General features: G+C 56.2%; 17 protein-coding genes. 11 read left to right on the forward strand and 6 right to left on the reverse strand.

Annotation, left to right across the window (positions count from 1 at the left end; genetic code table 11):
- Positions 1-104: 104 nt before the first annotated feature.
- The 4 genes from HYQ67_RS04660 to HYQ67_RS04675 are packed head-to-tail and all read left to right on the forward strand — an operon-like array spanning position 105 to position 4781.
- Positions 105-2480 (forward strand): DMSO/selenate family reductase complex A subunit, encoded by a 2376-nt coding sequence (locus HYQ67_RS04660; RefSeq protein WP_202301857.1) that lies wholly within the window; start codon positions 105-107, stop codon positions 2478-2480.
- Positions 2477-3097: a DMSO/selenate family reductase complex B subunit gene (locus tag HYQ67_RS04665; protein ID WP_159762043.1), complete on the forward strand. Its 621-nt coding sequence runs from the start codon at positions 2477-2479 to the stop codon at positions 3095-3097. The genes HYQ67_RS04660 and HYQ67_RS04665 overlap by 4 nt, the downstream gene beginning before the upstream one ends.
- Positions 3094-3936, forward strand: a complete 843-nt coding sequence (locus HYQ67_RS04670; protein ID WP_237391087.1) for a dimethyl sulfoxide reductase anchor subunit family protein — start codon at positions 3094-3096, stop codon at positions 3934-3936. The genes HYQ67_RS04665 and HYQ67_RS04670 overlap by 4 nt, the downstream gene beginning before the upstream one ends.
- Positions 3936-4781 (forward strand): 4Fe-4S binding protein, encoded by an 846-nt coding sequence (locus tag HYQ67_RS04675; RefSeq protein ID WP_202301859.1) that lies wholly within the window; start codon positions 3936-3938, stop codon positions 4779-4781. Before HYQ67_RS04670 ends, HYQ67_RS04675 begins: the two co-directional genes overlap by 1 nt.
- Position 4782: 1 nt before the next feature.
- Here HYQ67_RS04675 and HYQ67_RS04680 read toward each other — a convergent pair whose 3' ends face one another.
- Genes HYQ67_RS04680 through HYQ67_RS04700 form a run of 5 tightly spaced genes read right to left on the reverse strand, consistent with a single transcriptional unit; the run spans position 4783 to position 9894 of the window.
- Entirely contained in the window at positions 4783-5841 is a 1059-nt protein-coding gene (locus HYQ67_RS04680) for an ABC transporter ATP-binding protein (RefSeq protein WP_202301861.1), read from the reverse strand.
- Between the two features lie 11 nt (positions 5842-5852).
- Complete coding sequence (locus tag HYQ67_RS04685) at positions 5853-6716, reverse strand: carbohydrate ABC transporter permease (protein ID WP_202301863.1); 864 nt, start codon at positions 6714-6716, stop codon at positions 5853-5855.
- Positions 6694-7599 (reverse strand): carbohydrate ABC transporter permease, encoded by a 906-nt coding sequence (locus tag HYQ67_RS04690; RefSeq protein ID WP_202301866.1) that lies wholly within the window; start codon positions 7597-7599, stop codon positions 6694-6696. Before HYQ67_RS04690 ends, HYQ67_RS04685 begins: the two co-directional genes overlap by 23 nt.
- A gap of 9 nt (positions 7600-7608) precedes the next feature.
- On the reverse strand, positions 7609-8940 hold the full coding sequence (locus tag HYQ67_RS04695; RefSeq protein ID WP_202301868.1) for an ABC transporter substrate-binding protein: 1332 nt from the start codon (positions 8938-8940) through the stop codon (positions 7609-7611).
- Positions 8941-8964: 24 nt separating this feature from the next.
- Positions 8965-9894, reverse strand: a complete 930-nt coding sequence (locus HYQ67_RS04700; protein ID WP_202301870.1) for a TauD/TfdA dioxygenase family protein — start codon at positions 9892-9894, stop codon at positions 8965-8967.
- Between the two features lie 326 nt (positions 9895-10220).
- Here HYQ67_RS04700 and HYQ67_RS04705 point away from each other — a divergent pair, with 326 nt between their 5' ends.
- The 7 genes from HYQ67_RS04705 to HYQ67_RS04735 all read left to right on the forward strand — a co-directional run bounded on the left by HYQ67_RS04705 (position 10221) and on the right by HYQ67_RS04735 (position 15855).
- Positions 10221-10967, forward strand: a complete 747-nt coding sequence (locus tag HYQ67_RS04705; protein ID WP_202301872.1) for a GntR family transcriptional regulator — start codon at positions 10221-10223, stop codon at positions 10965-10967.
- 15 nt (positions 10968-10982) lie between these two features.
- On the forward strand, positions 10983-11456 hold the full coding sequence (locus HYQ67_RS04710) for a PTS sugar transporter subunit IIA (protein WP_202301874.1): 474 nt from the start codon (positions 10983-10985) through the stop codon (positions 11454-11456).
- Positions 11453-11740 (forward strand): PTS sugar transporter subunit IIB, encoded by a 288-nt coding sequence (locus HYQ67_RS04715; RefSeq protein WP_202301876.1) that lies wholly within the window; start codon positions 11453-11455, stop codon positions 11738-11740. The genes HYQ67_RS04710 and HYQ67_RS04715 overlap by 4 nt, the downstream gene beginning before the upstream one ends.
- A gap of 79 nt (positions 11741-11819) precedes the next feature.
- On the forward strand, positions 11820-13178 hold the full coding sequence (locus HYQ67_RS04720; protein WP_202301878.1) for a PTS galactitol transporter subunit IIC: 1359 nt from the start codon (positions 11820-11822) through the stop codon (positions 13176-13178).
- Entirely contained in the window at positions 13171-14655 is a 1485-nt protein-coding gene (locus HYQ67_RS04725; protein WP_202301880.1) for an FGGY-family carbohydrate kinase, read from the forward strand. Before HYQ67_RS04720 ends, HYQ67_RS04725 begins: the two co-directional genes overlap by 8 nt.
- A gap of 56 nt (positions 14656-14711) precedes the next feature.
- The gene (locus tag HYQ67_RS04730; protein ID WP_202301882.1) at positions 14712-15572 is read left to right on the forward strand and encodes a class II aldolase; all 861 of its coding nucleotides are present in this window, start codon (positions 14712-14714) and stop codon (positions 15570-15572) included.
- 10 nt (positions 15573-15582) lie between these two features.
- Positions 15583-15855, forward strand: coding sequence for an HPr family phosphocarrier protein (locus HYQ67_RS04735; RefSeq protein WP_202301884.1), 273 nt, complete (start codon positions 15583-15585; stop codon positions 15853-15855).
- 72 nt (positions 15856-15927) lie between these two features.
- On the opposite strand, the gene yncE is transcribed toward HYQ67_RS04735, so the two are convergent.
- On the reverse strand, positions 15928-16989 hold the full coding sequence (yncE, locus tag HYQ67_RS04740) for a 7-bladed beta-propeller protein YncE (protein WP_202301886.1): 1062 nt from the start codon (positions 16987-16989) through the stop codon (positions 15928-15930).
- Positions 16990-17294: the final 305 nt, after the last annotated feature.

Consider the following 17294-nt stretch of genomic DNA (forward strand, 5'->3'; position numbering starts at 1 on the left):
CTACTCCTAAAGGAGTGTAATTTTATACCTCCGGGGCATTGATATAACGCAACGAACTTAAAAGCCATACTGTTAGCATGGCTTTCTTTTTTTGAGCCTATGTCATGACCGATAAAGATAAAACGCTATCAGGGATCTCTCGTCGACATTTTGTAAAAGCGAGTTCTGCCCTTGCCGCAACGCCGCTGTTCATCAACCGCAGCGCTTTTGCCGCCAATCCACAGACCAGCCCCGGCACGGTTTCTTCTGCACCCGAAGAGCGCGTAGTCCCGACCTGCAGCACCTTCGACTGCGGCGGGAAATGCGACATTCGCGCACACGTTGCAGATGGTGTGGTAACTCGCATCACCACGCGCCCCGATAACGAGCTGGATGAAGAGATGCCGATCATGCGCGCCTGCGTTCGCGGACGCGGCTATCGCAAATTCGTCTATCACCCTGACCGCCTGAAATACCCGATGAAGCGCGTAGGTAAACGCGGTGAAGGCAAATTCGAGCGTATCAGCTGGGATGAAGCAACCACGCTGATTGCCGACAACCTTAAGCGCATCACGGAAAAATATGGCCCCTCCTCCCGCTACGTGCACGTTGGCACCGCCGTCAGCGGCGGCACCTTCAGCGGCGATGCAATGGTGCGCCGCCTGCTGAACCTCACCGGCGGCCATCTTCAGTATTATCACTCCGTCAGCATGGGTAACACCGCGGCCGCCACGCCTTACACCTACGGAGCCGCCGCCAGCGGCAGCAGCCTGGATACGCTTGCCGATACTAAGCTGGTCATTCTCTGGGGCCACAACACCACCGAAACGATCTTTGGCCACAGCAACCACTATTTTCAGCAGATGAAGCAAAACGGCACGCGGTTTGTCGTGGTCGATCCTCGCTATTCGGACACCGCTTCCTCCCTTGCCGATGAATGGATCCCGCTGCGTCCCTCCACGGATAACGCGCTGATGGACGCGATGATGTACGTCATCGTCACCGAAAACCTGCACGATAAAGCGTTTATTGATCGCTATACCCTCGGCTTCGACGAAAGCTCAATGCCTGAAGGCGTGCCGGAAAACGAGTCGCTAATGGCTTATCTTACCGGCGCCAAAGACGGCATCGCGAAAACACCCGAGTGGGCGGAACCGATAACTCACGTTCCGGCACAGACTATTCGCCAGCTGGCACGGGACTACGCGACGACCAAACCTGCCGCGCTGATCCAGGGCTGGGGCCCGCAAAGACATAACTGCGGCGAACGTACCGCGCGCGGCTCAACGCTGTTGGCTACTCTGACCGGAAACGTCGGCGTGAAAGGCGGCTGGGCGGCGGGCTACGGCGGCATCGGCAACCGTAAATTCACCACCGGGCCGGAAATGCCGGACAACCCGGTGAAAGAAAAAATCTCCGTCATGAACTGGGTTCAGGCGGCGGACGATGCCAGCAAAGTCACGCCGCAGGACGGTCTGACCGGGGCGGAGAAGCTCAGCAACAATATTCGTATTTTGTTCTCGCACGCCGGTAACTACCTGGCAAACCAGAACCCGGACATCAACAAAACCATCGGCGTTCTGCAGGATGAATCAAAAATCGAATTCATCGTGGCAACCGATCTTTATCTTACCCCGAGCGCAAAATACGCCGACCTGCTGCTGCCGGAAACCAGCTTTATGGAACGCTGGAACATCGGCGAAACCTGGGGCACCGGCAACTATCTGGTGCTGTCGGACAAGCTTGTCGAGCCGCCGTTTGAGGCCCGCACCGACTACAACTGGCTGCGTGAAGTCGCCGCTAAGCTGGGCGTTGAGGCGGAATTCAGCCTTGGCCGCGACGAAAAGCAGTGGATTGAACACATCTGGGAAGCCACAAGGCTGTCGATGCCGGATGAAAATCTGCCGACCTTTGCGGAGTTGCAGATCCAGCGTCGTCATCTGTTTAAGAGTAAGCCGTACGTTGCATTCGAAGACAACATTCGTGACCCGGATAACCATCCGTTCGCCACGCCGTCGGGGAAAATCGAGATTTTCTCTAAGCGTCTTTACGACATGCATCACCCGGAAATCCCGGCGCTTTCCCACTACGTTCCGGCCCACGAAGGCCCGGAAGATGCTCTTGCCGCTAAATATCCTCTGCAGCTGATCACCTGGAAAGGCAAAAACCGCGCTAACTCCACGCAGTACGCCAACCCGTGGCTGCAGGAAGTGCAGATCCAGAAGCTGTGGATCAACCCGCTGGATGCTGAAAAACGCGGCATCGCCCAGGGCGACACGGTGAAGATCCACAACGATCGCGGTATCAGCCTGGTCCCGGCGGAAGTCACCCAGCGCATTTTACCGGGCGTTGTAGCCATGCAGGCCGGGGCCTGGTGGCAGCCGGATGCCAACGGTGTCGACCACGGCGGCTGCGCCAACGTGCTGAGCTCGTCGCGCATCACGGCCCTGGCAAAAGGGAATTCACATCAGACTATGCTGGTTGAGGTAGCAAAAGCATGAGTAAATTTACAGAACTGCCGCCGGTAAGCACGAAGCAACTCGGTTTCTTTATCGACTCTTCCCGCTGCTCCGGCTGCAAGGCGTGCCAGGTGGCCTGCAAGGACAAAAATAACCTTGAGGTGGGCCGCCGCTTCCGTCGCGTTTATGAAGTGAAAGGCGGCGGATTCACGCCGACCGGCAGCGGCGGGATGCTTAACAACGTCTACGCCTATACGCTTTCTATCTCCTGCAACCACTGCAGCGATCCGATCTGCACTAAAAACTGCCCGACCACGGCGATGCATAAACGTCCCGGTGACGGTATCGTGCTGGTTGATACCAACAAATGCGTCGGCTGCGGCTACTGCGCCTGGTCCTGCCCTTACGGCGCGCCGCAGATGAATAAAGAAACGGGGCAAATGTCGAAGTGCGATTTTTGTGTCGATCTTCAGTCAAAGGGCGAACAGCCAATGTGCGTCGCAACCTGCCCGTTAGGGGCAATTAAATTTGGGCCGATTGACGAGCTTCGCGCGAAGTACGGCAGCGTCTGCGACGTTCAGGGCCTGCCGGACTCGTCCATTACGCATCCTAATCTGGTGATCAAACCGCACCAGGGTGCAGAACAGGGAGGTAAATGATCGTGCAAGAATGGCCGCTGATTGTCTTTACGCTGCTGGTACAGGGCTCCATTGGCACGACCGTGCTGCTGTCGTTAATTCTGCTGTTTGCCGGTAACTCGCTGGACGGGGCACAACGCCGCCGGTTCCTGCTGGCACCGCTGATTGTCGCCGTTGTGGCTGGGGGCTGTGGGCTGATCGCCTCCACCCTTCACCTTGGCTATCCGCTCAACGCTTTTAACGCGCTTCGTCACTTCAGCAGCTCGTGGCTGAGCAGGGAAATTATCTTTGCCAGCCTCTACCTGGCAGCCGTGGGTATCGCAGCCGTACTGGCGCTGTTCCTGCGCAAAGTTTGTCTGCCGCTGCTGCTGCTCGGTTCCGTTTTGGGCCTGATTGACGTGTACTGTATGGGGTCGATTTATACCCATACCACCATCGCGACCTGGACCCACATCAACACCTGGTTCATGTTCTTCGGTGCCGTGCTGAGCATCGGCGCAACGGCGGGGATCTGGCTTTCTGCCGGAGTGGGCGACAAGCTTCGCAGGCAGGTTGCGGCTTCTGCGCTGGCGGTGATTGCGGTCGGCGTCCTGCTGCGCCTGCTGGAGCAGATGAGCTATTTCAGCTACCTGACCCAGGCAAAGCTCAGCCAGGTTGTGACCTTCCCGCATCAGCCGCTCGCTGCTTTTGACCAGCTGCGCACCTTGTATATCGCTTCCTGGGTGCTGCTGCTGGTGGGCATTGCGCTGATGGGCCGGTCGGTTCGCGCCTGCAAATGCCGCTCGATGGTAGTGCTGGGAGGCTGCGCGGTGATAGCTGCGGAAGTCCTGCTGCGCGTCGTGTTCTTCACGCTTAGCTGATGGATTTTCTGTCCCTCAAGGCTCGCCCCTCCGTGGGGCGGGCCTGTTTAAGAAGCCAGCTTCGCCGCAGCCGGTGTCAGGCCTGTCAGGATGTCTGCCCGCTCGGGGCAATTAATTTCAGTAAAGGGCTGGCGGATATTGATGCAGATACCTGCGTTAGCTGCGCGCGATGCCTGTTCGTTTGTCCCACCACCGCTATAACGGATCTGACTCCCCCACAGCGCGCTTATCGGGACGGCGTGCTGATCGCCCCTTTCAGCCATATCCCTCCCACGCCGGAAGAGCTGCTGCTCTGGCATGACGAGTTCAGCATTCGCGCGGTAGAGATGGATGCCGATGAGCATCCCGGCTGGCTGCTGTCCCTTGCCGAACTCAACCTGCGCCTGGCCCGGCTTGGTAAACCTGCGTGGACGTTAGTTTCGCCGCCGCAAAACAGCGTTAATAGCGGACGCCGCCGCTGGCTGCAAATCAGCCAGGCAATGGCCTGCACCGCTGCGGTGTCACCCGCTGTCGCCCCTGCGGGAACAAACCTGGCTATCGGGCTGGACACCAGCCGCTGCTATCTTTGCGGCGCGTGCGTGAAAATTTGCCCGCAGCAGGCCATTTCGCTAACGGAAAACGAGCTGATGCTTGACCCGCTCCGCTGCAACGGCTGCAAAGCCTGTGAAAACGTCTGCTTTCCGCAGGCGATAGCCATTCAGCCCTCGCCCTCTGCTTTCCCTGTCCGTCATGTCGTTTTCAGGGCAACGTGCTCTTCATGCCGGCAGCCATTCGCCAGCTGGCGCGAGGACGCAAGCCTATGCCCTATCTGCCAGCGCCACGGTCACGGCATGCGGGAAGCCTGAGCTAGTTAATCCGCACCCCGCTCTGCTCATCAAACAGATGCGTCTGCAGCACGTCCGGCTGTAGGTGCATGGCGCTGCCCGGCGTCGTCTGAACCCTGTCGCGAAACACGGCGATGGCCTTTTGTTTGCCGATATTAAGGGCGATTTGCGTTTCCGCTCCCGTCGGCTCCACCACGTTCACCTCCGCGACTACCCCGCCCTGATTAACCTGGGTGAAGTGCTCCGGGCGCACGCCGTAGAGCACGCGTTTGCCATGGTTTGCCGCCGGGACATTGTTCAGCGGCAGGCGCAGGCCGTCATCGGTAATAAACGATTCACGGTCGAGCGTACCGCTCAGCAGGTTCATGGACGGCGAGCCGATAAACCCGGCGACAAAGGCATTGCGCGGGCGATCGTACAGCTCCAGAGGCGTACCAACCTGCTCGATAACCCCGTCTTTCAGCACTACTATTCTGTCCGCCATGGTCATCGCCTCCACCTGGTCGTGGGTGACGTAGACCATGGTGGCGTTCAGCCGCTGGTGCAGCGCTTTGATTTCGGTACGCATCTCAACGCGCAGTTTTGCATCCAGGTTTGAGAGCGGCTCGTCGAATAAAAAGACGCGCGGGCTGCGCAGAATGGCCCTTCCCATCGCCACGCGCTGCCTTTGCCCACCGGAGAGCTGGCCCGGCTTGCGTTTCAGCAGATTGCTCAGCCCGAGCGTGGCGGCAACTTTCGCTACCCGCTCGTCTATTTCAGCTTTCCTCACGCTCTGCATTTTCAGCGAGAAGCCCAGGTTATCCTCCACCGTCATATGCGGATACAGCGCGTAATTCTGGAACACCATCGCGATATTGCGCGCCTGAGGCGAAATGTCGTTGATGACTTCGCCATCGAGCGCTATTTCCCCGTCGGTGATGCTCTCCAGCCCGGCAATCATGCGCAGCAGGGTCGATTTTCCGCAGCCGGACGGCCCGACCAGCGCCACAAACTCCCCTTCGCGGATGGTCAGATCCAGCCCTTTAATAATCACGTTATCTTCATAACGCTTGTGGATGTTGCGTAAGGTAATAGTCGCCATAATTCAATCCTTCAGTCTTTCAGGCCGCCAGCGGTCAGGCCGTGGACCAGATAGCGCCGCACCAGCAGCGTAAACGCCACTACCGGCAGCATCACCAGCGTGCCGCTGGCCGCTATCTTGCTCCACTCCCACCCTTCGTACTGGAGAAAGTTAACGATCGCCACTGGCGCCGTGACGGCCTGGGTGCGCGTCAGGATCAGGGCATAGAAGAAGTCGTTCCACGAAAAGATAAAGCAGAGGATGGCTGTTGCGGCCAGCCCCGGCGCCACCAGCGGCAGCGTAATCGTCCAGAAGGTCCGCCAGATGGAACAGCCGTCGAGCCAGGCCGCCTCCTCAAGCGCGGGCGGCACGGCGGCAAAAAAGGTCTGCATCAGCCAGATGACGATCGCCAGGTTAAACGTCAGATACACTATCGCAAGGCCGATCACCGTGTCCTGCAGCCCGAGCCAGCGCCAGGCCAGATAAAACGGGATGGTGAAGGCAATCGGCGGAGCCATGCGGGTCACGAGGATCCACAGCGCCACGTGCCTGCGCCCCGGAAACTGCCAGCGCGTTAATACCCACGCCGCCGGAACCCCGATAATCAGCGACAGGCCGGTAGAGAGCGTGCTGACCAGCAGGCTGTTACCAAACGAATGCAGGAAATTGCCCTGCCACAGCGAACGGAACGCGTCCAGCGTTGGCGTAAACCACAGCGTTAAATCAAAGGCCTCCATGGCCGGGCGAAACGCCATGATCACCATCCACAGGAACGGCGCAAGCATCGCCAGCAGAATCAGCCAGGCTGCAAAGGCCCGCCCGCCCGGCAGCCGGAACGGCCTGCCTCTGCGCGCCGGTAAGGCATGAATAGTTTCAAGCGTCAGCTTTTCGCTCATCGCTCCACCCCGCTTTGCCCACGATATAGCTCAACACAAAGACCCCGACGAGGATCACCACGGCGATGGCGCTGCCGTAGCCCCAGTACGAGAAGTTAAAGGCCTGAATAAAGCCGTAGTAGTTAGTGACTTCGGTGACCGAGCCCGGCCCGCCGTCGGTTAACACGTAGATCAGCGGAAAGGCTTTGAAGCTGTCGATAAGCCGGAACAGCGCGCAAACCACCAGCACCGGCTTGATATACGGCAGCACAATGTAGCGGAAGATTTTACCGGGGCTGGCGCCGTCCAGGCTTGCCGCCTCCAGCGGATCTTTGGGGATCATCTGTAGCGCCGCCAGCACCATCAGCATGGTGAAGGGAAACCACTGCCAGATATCCGCTACGGCAATCGCCCACAGCGCCGTCGCCGGGTTGGCAATCAGCGACGGCAGCGTGATCCCCCACATGTCCAGCACCTGGTGCAGCGGGCTGATATCCGGCGTGTAGATGATTTTCCAGATCAGCGCCACGATAATCGGCGGCAGCACCATCGGGATCAGAAACAGCGTCCGGGCGGTGTGCAGCCATTTCGATGCGCCGTTGAGCAATAAGGCCAGCCCCAGCCCGATGATCACCTGAAATAACACGCTAACCAGCGAGAGCTTTAGCTGCGTGACCACAGAATTCAGGAATCTTGGGTCATCCAGCAGCTGGCGATAGTTAATAAGCGGGTCGCTGAAGGTAAACGTCGCCTGCGGGTTCGTCAGGCTCAGCGGCGTCAGGCTGGTGACAATCAGCGCCGCGGCGGGCAACAGCGTGATTATCGCCAGCACGACGATGGACGGCACCAGCCCCGCCAGATACGCCATTTTTTGCTGGCGCTGCCAGTTGGATTTCGCGTGCATAGTCGCTCCTCAGATCTTCGCGCCGGAGCGTTTGAGATCGGCAATCGACGCGCTCTGTGCCTGCTGCATCGCCTGTTTTGCCGAAAGCTGGCCGGAGACAATCAGGGCGATAGCCTTATTGAGCTGCTGGTCGACCTGCGGGAATACGTCCACCGTGCGGTATTTCATGTAGCCGCCCTGGGCCGCGCGGTCGACCGCGCTCAGGGAGAGCTGCGCCAGGTCAACGCCGTTGATGATCTGCCTGCTGCGGAACGCCTGCGAATCGATATCGCTGCGCCTTGTAGGCGACCCGTAGCCCGCCGCCACCGCCCGTTGGGTGTTCTGCTTCGAAAGCGCCCACTGGATAAACGCCCACGCGGCCTCTTTGTTCTTCGAACCTGCCGGAATGCCCAGCGCATGAACCGCCATGCCGGGGAAGCGCCCCGCTGGTCCCTGCACCATCTGGCCGAAGTTCACCGTTTTCAGGGTGCGCGAGGACGCCGGATCGCCAAGCTGGGCCAGATAGGCCTGGCTGGAGTCGGAGAAGTTAACCCGGCCAAGTTTCAGCGCCTGGGTGGACTGATCGGCGGTATAGGTCAGGCCGCCGTTCGGGCCGAACTCGCGGATCAGACGGGCAAAATAATCCGCGGCGGCAACGGCTTCCGGCGTATCCAGCGTCGGGAACAGATCGTCAGGCGGATTGCGGAATACGTTGCCGCCGAAGGCCTGTAGATAGGGAATAAACGTCCAGCCGTAGTGGTTATCCGTTACGTAACCCGCCACGCGCTGCTTCTTGTTGACCGCCTGTAAAACTTTAAGCAGATCGTCAGTGGTATCCGGGAATTTGAAGCCCGCCTCGGTCACCAGGTCAAAGCGCGAAGAGCCTGCCAGCATTCCTTCTACCACCCACGGAATGCCATACAGCTTGCCGTCGCGCCCCGTTTCCGGCACCAGGCCGCCCTGCAGGAAGTCATGCACGTCCCACTCGGCGCTGGTCAGGTTCGGGTTGGCGATAAACTCGTCGAGCGGCGTCAGCCAGCCGGAGTTAATCCAGCGGCTGGTGTAGATAAAGGTGACGTTCACCACGTCATAGGCCGAGCCTCGGGTGGACAGCTCCAGATCCGCCCGCTGGTTGTACACCGGGAAGGACGGCGTGTCGAAGTTGACCTTTGCGCCGGTCAGCGCCTCGAACTCCGGCAGCCACTGGCGCAGCAGGGTTGGATAAGCGGTGCTAAACGTCGAGACATTCAGCGTTACGCCCTCGTATTTTTTCGCGCCGTTGGCCCCGCGGGCGAACGCGGGCACCATGGCGTATACCCCAAAGGCAGCCATCGCCTTCAATAAATCTCGACGTTGCATCATCATTATCCTTTTTATTATCGGCTGTCAGGCTACGGCGCTAACCGGCGACTGCTGTGCAGGATGGGAAACCGTGCGGCTGCGCGTGCCGTCAACGGCAACGGCGGCATCGCCTTCAATGGTTACGCGGCGCACCAGGCGCGGCTGATTGCCGTAGTCGTTAACCGCATAATGCTGGGTTGCGCGGTTATCCCAGATGACCACATCGTCCTGCTGCCAGCGCCAGCGCACGGTATTTTCCAGCTGGATGACGCGGTTTTGCAGCAGTTCGAACAGGCGTGCGGACTCGCGGCTGCTGAAACCGGACAGGCGCTTAAAGAAATGGCCCAGCAGCAGAGCTTTTTCGCCGCTAACTGGATGAACGTGAACAACCGGATGCTCGGCTTCATACACTGCGGAAACAAACACTTTGCGATGGTGATCCAATCGCTGCTGTTCGGCGACAATGCGCTCTGCGCCGTAGTCGTAGTCGTTGCTGTGCACGGCACGCAGGCTCTCGGCGAAACGCTTCAACTCTTCAGGCAGTTTTTCGTAGGCGGTGGCGGTATTCGCCCAGACGGTATCGCCGCCGTACTCGGGGATTTTTACGCCGCGCAGAATGGAGATTTTGGGGAAGGCTTCCACAAACGTAACGTCGGTATGCCAGGAGTCCGCCCTGCCGCCGCCTTTAGAAGCATCCAGCTCGAAGAGTTTGGTGCCGGTCGGTGCAGGAACGGTCGGATGCGCGACAATTTTGCCGAAGCGCGCGCCAAAGGCCTGGTGGCTTTCATCGGTAAGCTGCGTCTGGTTACGGAAAAAGAGAACTTTATATTTCACCAGCGCGGCTTCGATCTGGGCAAAGATAGCCGCGTCGATATCCGGCGAAATTTTAATATCCAGAATTTCAGCGCCGATATTACCGGCCACGCGGCGAATGGTCAGATCAGGAAAATCAGTATCAACAGAAATGGTTGTCATAGCGGCAGACCCTTATTGTGAAATGGATCCGCAGTATAGAAACAGAAAATTAACACTTAAAAGAATCGATATTTATATCAATAGACTTTTCGCCTGGCAAAGCTATGCAGAAATTTAGCTAACCGAAAACTTGCGCTTTCGTTTATTCGCCACTGCTTGTTGAAATGCCCAATACCATGGCGTGATATACATCACAGAAAATTGATCACGAATGCGTTCCCCAAACTGTGACTCCCCCGCATCCCCTCCGCGTAAGAATTCCCTATCATAAACTCGAAGTTGTACATGATTGTCCATAGACAACTCTTAATGTTCAGGTGCGCACCATGAAAACGTTGAGTAAGAGTTCACAGATACCCCTCTACCAGCAGGTAGTGGAGTGGATCAGGGAAAATATCTATAGTGGCGATCTGGCCGAAGACGACCGCATTCCGTCCGAATTCCAGATCATGGATATGCTGGACGTCAGCCGGGGTACGGTGAAAAAGGCGGTCAACCAGTTGGTCCGCGAAGGCCTGCTGGTGCAGGTGCAGGGAAAAGGAACCTTCGTTAAGAAAGAGAACCTGGCCTACCCGCTTGGAGAAGGCCTGTTATCTTTCGCTGAGGCGCTGCAAAGCCAGAAGATTAACTTTTCCACCAGCGTGATTACCTCAAGGATTGAACCGGCCAACAGGCTTGTAGCAGAAAAGCTGGGGATCAAGCCCGGTCAGGACATCCTGTTTCTTGAGCGCCTGCGTTCCATTGGCGACGAGAAAGTCATGCTCATTGAGAACAGAATTAATATTGAGCTCTGCCCCGGTATTACAGAGGTCGATTTCACAAAGGAAAACTTATTCCCGACGATAGAAAGATTATCGAACAATAAAATTCAGTATTCAGAAAGCCGTTACGCAGCACGATTAATTGGTAACGATCGCGGCCACTATCTCGATATCAGTGAAGATGCACCGGTTTTACATCTTGAACAGCTGGTATTTTTCAAAAGAGGATCGCCCGTTGAATTTGGCAACGTCTGGTTGAAAGGCAATAAATATTATCTTGGGACAATATTACAGCGCCGGGACGTTAACTAATAAAGAGGATAAAGCATGCAGGGCATTAATTTCCGTCGTCATTATGTGCAGCACACTCCGCCGGGGCTGAGTCAGCATGAACTCATTCGAAAAATTGCGGCACCGCTGATTGGGGATGAAATGGTAGCGGCTGATTTCGCCGACCATGTTATTACCCGCGAGCAGACGTTTCCCACAGGGCTGCCGGTGGAGCCGGTGGGTGTTGCTATCCCCCATACCGACCACAAGCACGTGCGTCAGAATGCGATAAGTATTGGCATTCTGCCTGAGACAGTGCTGTTTGAAGAGATGGGCGGCGAGCCAGAGCCTGTCCCCGTGCGGGTCATCTTTATGCTGGCGCTGGGAGAAAGTAACAAACAGCTCAACGTCCTGGGCTGGATCATGGATGTCATTCAGGATGAGCAATTTATGCAGCAGCTTCTCGTCATGAATGACGAGGAAATCTACCAGTCCATTTTAGACAAAATTTCAGCGAGGAGTGAAGTATGAGCCAGATGATCCTGTTTGTTTGCGCCACGGGTATTGCCACATCCACCGCCGTTACCGAAAAGGTCATGGAATATTGTAAAGAGCACGGTTTAAAAGTTGATTATTCACAAACTAACGTCGCCTCTTTACCTAATAATACGGATGGCGCCACGCTAATTGTCTCAACGACCAAAGTCCCCTATGAACTCGATATTCCCGTAGTCAACGGCCTGCCGATAATTACCGGTATTGGCGAGGAAAAAGTCCTCGAGAAAATAGTGAGTATTCTCAGGGAAAACGCTTAACCCTATAAATAATAAAACTTCAGCACAGTAATCCAGGCGCTAACGCGAGGTCTGGCTATACCTGAAAAAGAGGTCTGCCATGAATGATTTAGCACACACCCTGTACACCATAGTGCAATACGTGCTGGGCTTTGGCCCGACGGTCTTATTGCCGCTGGTGCTGTTTTTTCTGGCTTTGTTTTTCAAAGTCAAACCGGCGAAGGCGCTGCGCTCTTCTTTAATTGTCGGGATTGGCTTCGTGGGTATCTACGCGATTTTCGATATCCTCACCAGTAACGTCGGGCCGGCCGCGCAGGCGATGGTTGAGCGTACCGGCATCAGCCTGCCGGTGGTTGACCTCGGCTGGCCGCCGCTGGCGGCAATTACCTGGGGATCGCCTATTGCTCCCTTCGTGATCCCCCTCACCATACTGATTAACGTCGCGATGCTGGCGCTGAATAAAACGCGCACGGTGGACGTGGACATGTGGAACTACTGGCACTTTGCGCTGGCCGGAACGCTGGTCTACTACAGCACGGGCAGCTTTGTTCTGGGCCTGACCGCGGCGGCAGTGGCGGCAATTGTTGTGCTCAAGCTGGCAGACTGGTCCGCGCCGCTGGTCAGTAAATACTTCGGCCTGGAGGGGATTTCCCTGCCCACGCTGTCATCCGTGGTCTTCTTCCCGATTGGCCTGCTGTTCGACAAAATCATCGAGAATATTCCGGGCCTCAACCGCATTCATATCGATCCGGAAAACGTTCAGAAAAAGCTCGGCATCTTCGGCGAGCCGATGATGGTCGGCACTATTCTTGGCGTGCTGCTGGGGATTATTGCGGGCTATGACTTCAAGCATATCCTGCTGCTTGGGATCAGCATCGGCGGCGTGATGTTTATCCTGCCGCGCATGGTGCGCATTCTGATGGAGGGGCTGCTTCCGCTATCCGAGGCGATTAAAAAGTACCTTAATGCGAAATACCCGGGCCGCGACGATCTCTATATCGGGCTCGATATCGCCGTGGCGGTCGGTAATCCGGCAATCATCTCTACAGCTCTGATCCTGACGCCAATCTCCGTGTTCATCGCCTTCATTCTGCCTGGCAACCAGGTGTTACCGCTGGGGGATCTGGCTAATCTTGCGGTGATGGCATCGATGATTGTTCTTGCCTGTCGGGGAAACATTTTCCGGGCGGTGATTACGGCCATACCGGTAATTATCGCGGATCTGTGGATCGCCTCCAAAATCGCGCCGTTTATTACGGGAATGGCTAAAGACGTCAATTTCAAGCTCGCCGAAGGGTCGAGCGGCCAGGTCTCCAGCTTCCTTGACGGCGGCAACCCCTTCCGCTACTGGCTGCTGGAAATCTTCAACGGCAACCTGCTGGCCATTGGGCTGGTACCGGTGATGGCGCTGGTGATTTACGGTGTGTTTCGTCTGACAAAAGGAACGGTGTATGCCTGATTACGGCGCAGCGCTCGTCATCGATATCGGCACCACCAATTGCAAAGTCAGCAGTTATGCCTGTCGTGACGTATCAGTACAGGACGTGCGCAAGTTCCCGACGCCTAAGCTGGTGTCGCAGGAAGGGTATGTCGATTTCGATATTGCGGCACTGTGGCAGGCATTAAAGAGCACGATGCAGGAGCTTGTCGCCCTCTCACCCCTGCCGGTTACTCGTATCAGCATTGCCAGCTTTGGTGAGTCCGGGGTGTTTGTGGATAACGGCGGTGAAATACTGACGCCAATGCTGGCCTGGTACGACCGGCGCGGCGAAGCTTATCTTGCCAGCTTAAGCGAGGCGGAGTCCCGTAAGCTTTACGAGATTACCGGGCTGCCCGCGCACAGCAACTACTCGGCCTTCAAGATGCGCTGGCTGCTGGATAACTATCCTCTGCGTGGAAAACGCGATATCTGCTGGCTGCATACCCCCGAGGTGCTGTTGTGGTGGCTGACCGGGCAGCAGCGTACCGAAATCACGCTGGCAAGCAGGACGCTGTGCCTGGATATCACCACGCAGACCTGGTCGAGGGAAGCCGCGGCTATCCTTGAAATCCCCTTTGACGCCCTGGCTCCCCTGCTTAGCCCCGGTGAGGTTGCAGGGTGGGTCACGGCGGAACTCAGGCAGGAGCTTGGTCTGGCCGAGGAAGTTGCCGTTGTGCTGGCCGGACACGATCACATGGTCGGGGCCAGAGCGTTAGGGATGAAACCAGGGGAAGTGCTCAACTCCACCGGTACAAGCGAGGGTATCTTGCTGCTCAACCAGCAGCCAAAGCTCGACGAGAAGGCCCGCCGGGACAAGCTGGCTAACGGCTGCTATTCGGACAGGGAGTTTTATACCCTTTTCGCCTCTCTCCCCGTGGGCGGCTACGCGCTGGAATGGGTACAGCGAACCTTCCGCCTGACGGAGGGAGAGATTAAAACGGCGCTGGAAATACTCCGGCAGCGTTACCGGCAGCCGGAATGGTCCCCGAATGAAGTACCCGTATTTATTCCACATCTGCGGGGATCGGGGTCGCCCAATAAAAACCGCAACACGCGTGGCCTGCTGTACGGACTTGGCGATACGCTGGACGCAGAAACGCTGCTGGAAAGCGTATTTATCGGGCTGACAATGGAACTGCTTCACTGCCATGCCTGCTTTGATATTCCTGCGGGCACCACCATGAAGGTCATTGGTCCGGCAATCCATAACCCGCTGTGGCTACAGCTCAAAGCGGATGCCCTGCAATGCCCCGTTGAGGCGATAGCCTTCGACGAAACGGTTTCGGTGGGCGCGTTACTGATAGCGTGCCCTGACATCCCTCCACCTGAAGCGGTGGTTTCGCAACGGTATCTTCCCGATCCTTCTCGCTTCAGAATGCTTAAGGAATATCAGCAGCGCTGGCTGGAATATTATCGTTTTAAATTACGACAGGAGGGTATAGGCCCTTATGCATAAACGCTGAAGTTTAAGCAGTTAATCCTTTAAACCTAAATTAACTACCAGGAGTTTATATGCCCTTAGTCAACGGCAGGATCTTACTCGATCGTATTAAAGAGAAACGTGTGCTCGCAGGCGCATTTAATACCACTAACCTGGAAACAACAATTTCAATTCTGAATGCTATTGAACGGTCGGGATTACCTAATTTTATTCAGATAGCGCCGACCAACGCCCAGCTCTCCGGCTATGACTATATTTTTGAAATAGTAAAACGCCACGCGGACAAAATGGACGTGCCGGTGAGCCTGCATCTGGACCACGGTAAAACGCTGGAGGATGTTAAACAGGCGGTGCGGGCCGGTTTCACGTCGGTGATGATCGACGGTGCCGCGCTGCCCTTCGAAGAGAACATCGCCTTCACCCGTGAAGCGGTTGATTTCTGTAAATCCTTTGGCGTACCCGTGGAGGCCGAGCTGGGCGCTATTCTGGGCAAAGAGGATGACCACGTTAGCGAAGCGGACTGCAAAACTGAACCTGAAAAGGTTCGCCGCTTCGTGGCGGAAACCGGATGCGACATGCTGGCAGTCTCTATCGGCAACGTGCACGGCCTGGAAGATATTCCCCGCATTGATATTCCATTATTACAACGAATTGCTGAGGTTTCTGATATTCCGCTGGTTATTCACGGCGGCTCAGGCATTGACGCCGAAATACTGCGCAGCTTCGTTAATTACAAGGTAGCCAAAGTTAATATCGCAAGCGACCTGCGCAAAGCATTTATTACCACGGTAGGCAAAGCCTGGGTCAATAATAATAACGAGGCGAATCTGGCGCGCGTCATGGCTAATGCTAAGCAGGCCGTGGAAGAGGATGTTTTTGCCAAAATTCAGATGATGAATAAACAGCATCCTGCATTGCGACAGGCGTCTTAAGGAGAAGAAGATGATTAAACAATCCGTACGCGTGGTAAACAGCACCGGCTTACACGCCCGCCCGGCAGCTGCGCTTGCAAAGATCGTTAAACAATATCAGGCGTCACTTACGCTGGTTAATAACGGCAAGGAGATCCCCATTAAAGGCATGATGAGTATTCTCGGCGCGGGCGTGAAGGGAAACACCACGATTGAACTTATCTGCGAAGGCCAGGACGAGCAGGCATTTATGAACGATCTGAAAGCCGCCTTCGCTCAGGGATTTGGCGAGACGGTTTCGTAGGCCGGATAAGCGCAGCGTCATCCGGCAGTGTCATTGGATGACGCTGACGCTTTGTTAGCCTACCCGGGCAGACTATTTAAAACTAATACGGATCACCTCATCCGGGCTGGTCGGCTCTTTTTCACGGGAACCCGCCTGCTTGACGCTCACGAACAGCGTTTGCCCATCGGCAGACAGCGCCATGCTGTTCGGGTGCGTAGGCGTATCGATGGTGTCCACCACGCTCAGGTTTTTCGCGTCAATCACGCTGACTTGACCTGCAACGCGATGCGTAACGTACACTTCATTACGCTTCTCGTTGTACAGCACGGCAAGGGAAACCGGCAGGTCGATTTTCTTAATCACTTTGCTGGTTTCGGTATCCACCACCAGCAGCTGCGGGGATTTGGAATCGGTAATAAACGCTCGATGGTTCGCCGTATCCAGCGCCACGTTCAGATAAAAGTGTTCGCCGTCCTGGTCGAGCTTGGTGCGGCCGATCACCTTGTTGGTCGTGGTATCAATCACGATAAATTCGTTATCGGCGTTGGTCATATAGATGCGCGATGCTTTGGCATCGATGGCCAGACCGGTCGCGGACTTGCCCAGCCCTTCAATGGTGGTGCGCAGCGTTAAATCTTTGCCGTCTACAACCCACAGCACGCTGGATTTACCCAGCCCGCCAACATAAACGGTATCGGTCGCTTCGTTGACCACCAGCTCACGCGGCGCGAACGGGCGGATATCTTCCGTGCGCTTACGGGCATCCAGAACCAGCGTCTTCTTCACCTCACCCGTTTTCACATCAACAGCGGTAACCGCGCTGTTGACCGTATTGCCCAGGAATAACGTCCCGGTCGCGTGATTGACGGCCACGCCAAACGGTTTAAGGTTATTGTGGATCACCTGGTTAACCGCAAGCGTGCCCGGATCCAGGCGATAAACAATGCCGCCCTTATCGAGCTTGCGGCTCTGGGAAGTGGCGACATACAGCGCGGCTGGCTCGCCGGTCAACGCCATTTCGTAGGCGCCCTTGCCTACCGGCTTGCGCTCAAGGGTGAAATTGTCGTTGGCGAAAAGCGCCGATGAGAACAGAAGGGTTGAAAGTGCAAGCACTGGTAAAACGCGGCGTTTTGAATCCGTTACGGTAAACATAACTCTCCCTGATGGGCTGATGAATGTGGTAATGATTATCATTATCTAAAACAAGAAGTAAACGATTATCATTAACAAATCATTCATCGCTGGCAGAACGTGCGTTTCATGGCTACAATCCACTCACTCATCAACCAGCTGAATATAAGGAGGATCCCCATGCTGTACTGTAAAACGCTTATCGTTTTGCATACTTTTGGCGATCGCCGTTGCTCAAGCGTTATCGATACCGTGCTGCGATAACTTCGGCTTGAGCGAAGACACCCCAATCTAAATCCTTCCCTCAGGCTTACTGAGTTATCGTC

This window comes from Dryocola clanedunensis subsp. sulfonylureivorans (assembly GCF_016756775.1).
Classification (GTDB): Bacteria; Pseudomonadota; Gammaproteobacteria; order Enterobacterales; family Enterobacteriaceae; genus Dryocola; species Dryocola clanedunensis.

Coding starts and splice junctions, on each gene's coding strand:
- HYQ67_RS04715 (WP_202301876.1), top strand. CDS start 11,453: ATGAGCCAGATGATCCTGTTTGTTTGCGCCACGGGTATTGCCACATCC.
- HYQ67_RS04690 (WP_202301866.1), bottom strand. CDS start 7,599: ATGCACGCGAAATCCAACTGGCAGCGCCAGCAAAAAATGGCGTATCTG.
- HYQ67_RS04705 (WP_202301872.1), top strand. CDS start 10,221: ATGAAAACGTTGAGTAAGAGTTCACAGATACCCCTCTACCAGCAGGTA.
- HYQ67_RS04680 (WP_202301861.1), bottom strand. CDS start 5,841: ATGGCGACTATTACCTTACGCAACATCCACAAGCGTTATGAAGATAAC.
- HYQ67_RS04675 (WP_202301859.1), top strand. CDS start 3,936: ATGGATTTTCTGTCCCTCAAGGCTCGCCCCTCCGTGGGGCGGGCCTGT.
- HYQ67_RS04725 (WP_202301880.1), top strand. CDS start 13,171: ATGCCTGATTACGGCGCAGCGCTCGTCATCGATATCGGCACCACCAAT.
- HYQ67_RS04695 (WP_202301868.1), bottom strand. CDS start 8,940: ATGATGCAACGTCGAGATTTATTGAAGGCGATGGCTGCCTTTGGGGTA.
- HYQ67_RS04720 (WP_202301878.1), top strand. CDS start 11,820: ATGAATGATTTAGCACACACCCTGTACACCATAGTGCAATACGTGCTG.
- HYQ67_RS04730 (WP_202301882.1), top strand. CDS start 14,712: ATGCCCTTAGTCAACGGCAGGATCTTACTCGATCGTATTAAAGAGAAA.
- HYQ67_RS04735 (WP_202301884.1), top strand. CDS start 15,583: ATGATTAAACAATCCGTACGCGTGGTAAACAGCACCGGCTTACACGCC.
- HYQ67_RS04685 (WP_202301863.1), bottom strand. CDS start 6,716: ATGAGCGAAAAGCTGACGCTTGAAACTATTCATGCCTTACCGGCGCGC.
- HYQ67_RS04670 (WP_237391087.1), top strand. CDS start 3,094: ATGATCGTGCAAGAATGGCCGCTGATTGTCTTTACGCTGCTGGTACAG.
- HYQ67_RS04660 (WP_202301857.1), top strand. CDS start 105: ATGACCGATAAAGATAAAACGCTATCAGGGATCTCTCGTCGACATTTT.
- HYQ67_RS04710 (WP_202301874.1), top strand. CDS start 10,983: ATGCAGGGCATTAATTTCCGTCGTCATTATGTGCAGCACACTCCGCCG.
- yncE (WP_202301886.1), bottom strand. CDS start 16,989: ATGTTTACCGTAACGGATTCAAAACGCCGCGTTTTACCAGTGCTTGCA.
- HYQ67_RS04665 (WP_159762043.1), top strand. CDS start 2,477: ATGAGTAAATTTACAGAACTGCCGCCGGTAAGCACGAAGCAACTCGGT.
- HYQ67_RS04700 (WP_202301870.1), bottom strand. CDS start 9,894: ATGACAACCATTTCTGTTGATACTGATTTTCCTGATCTGACCATTCGC.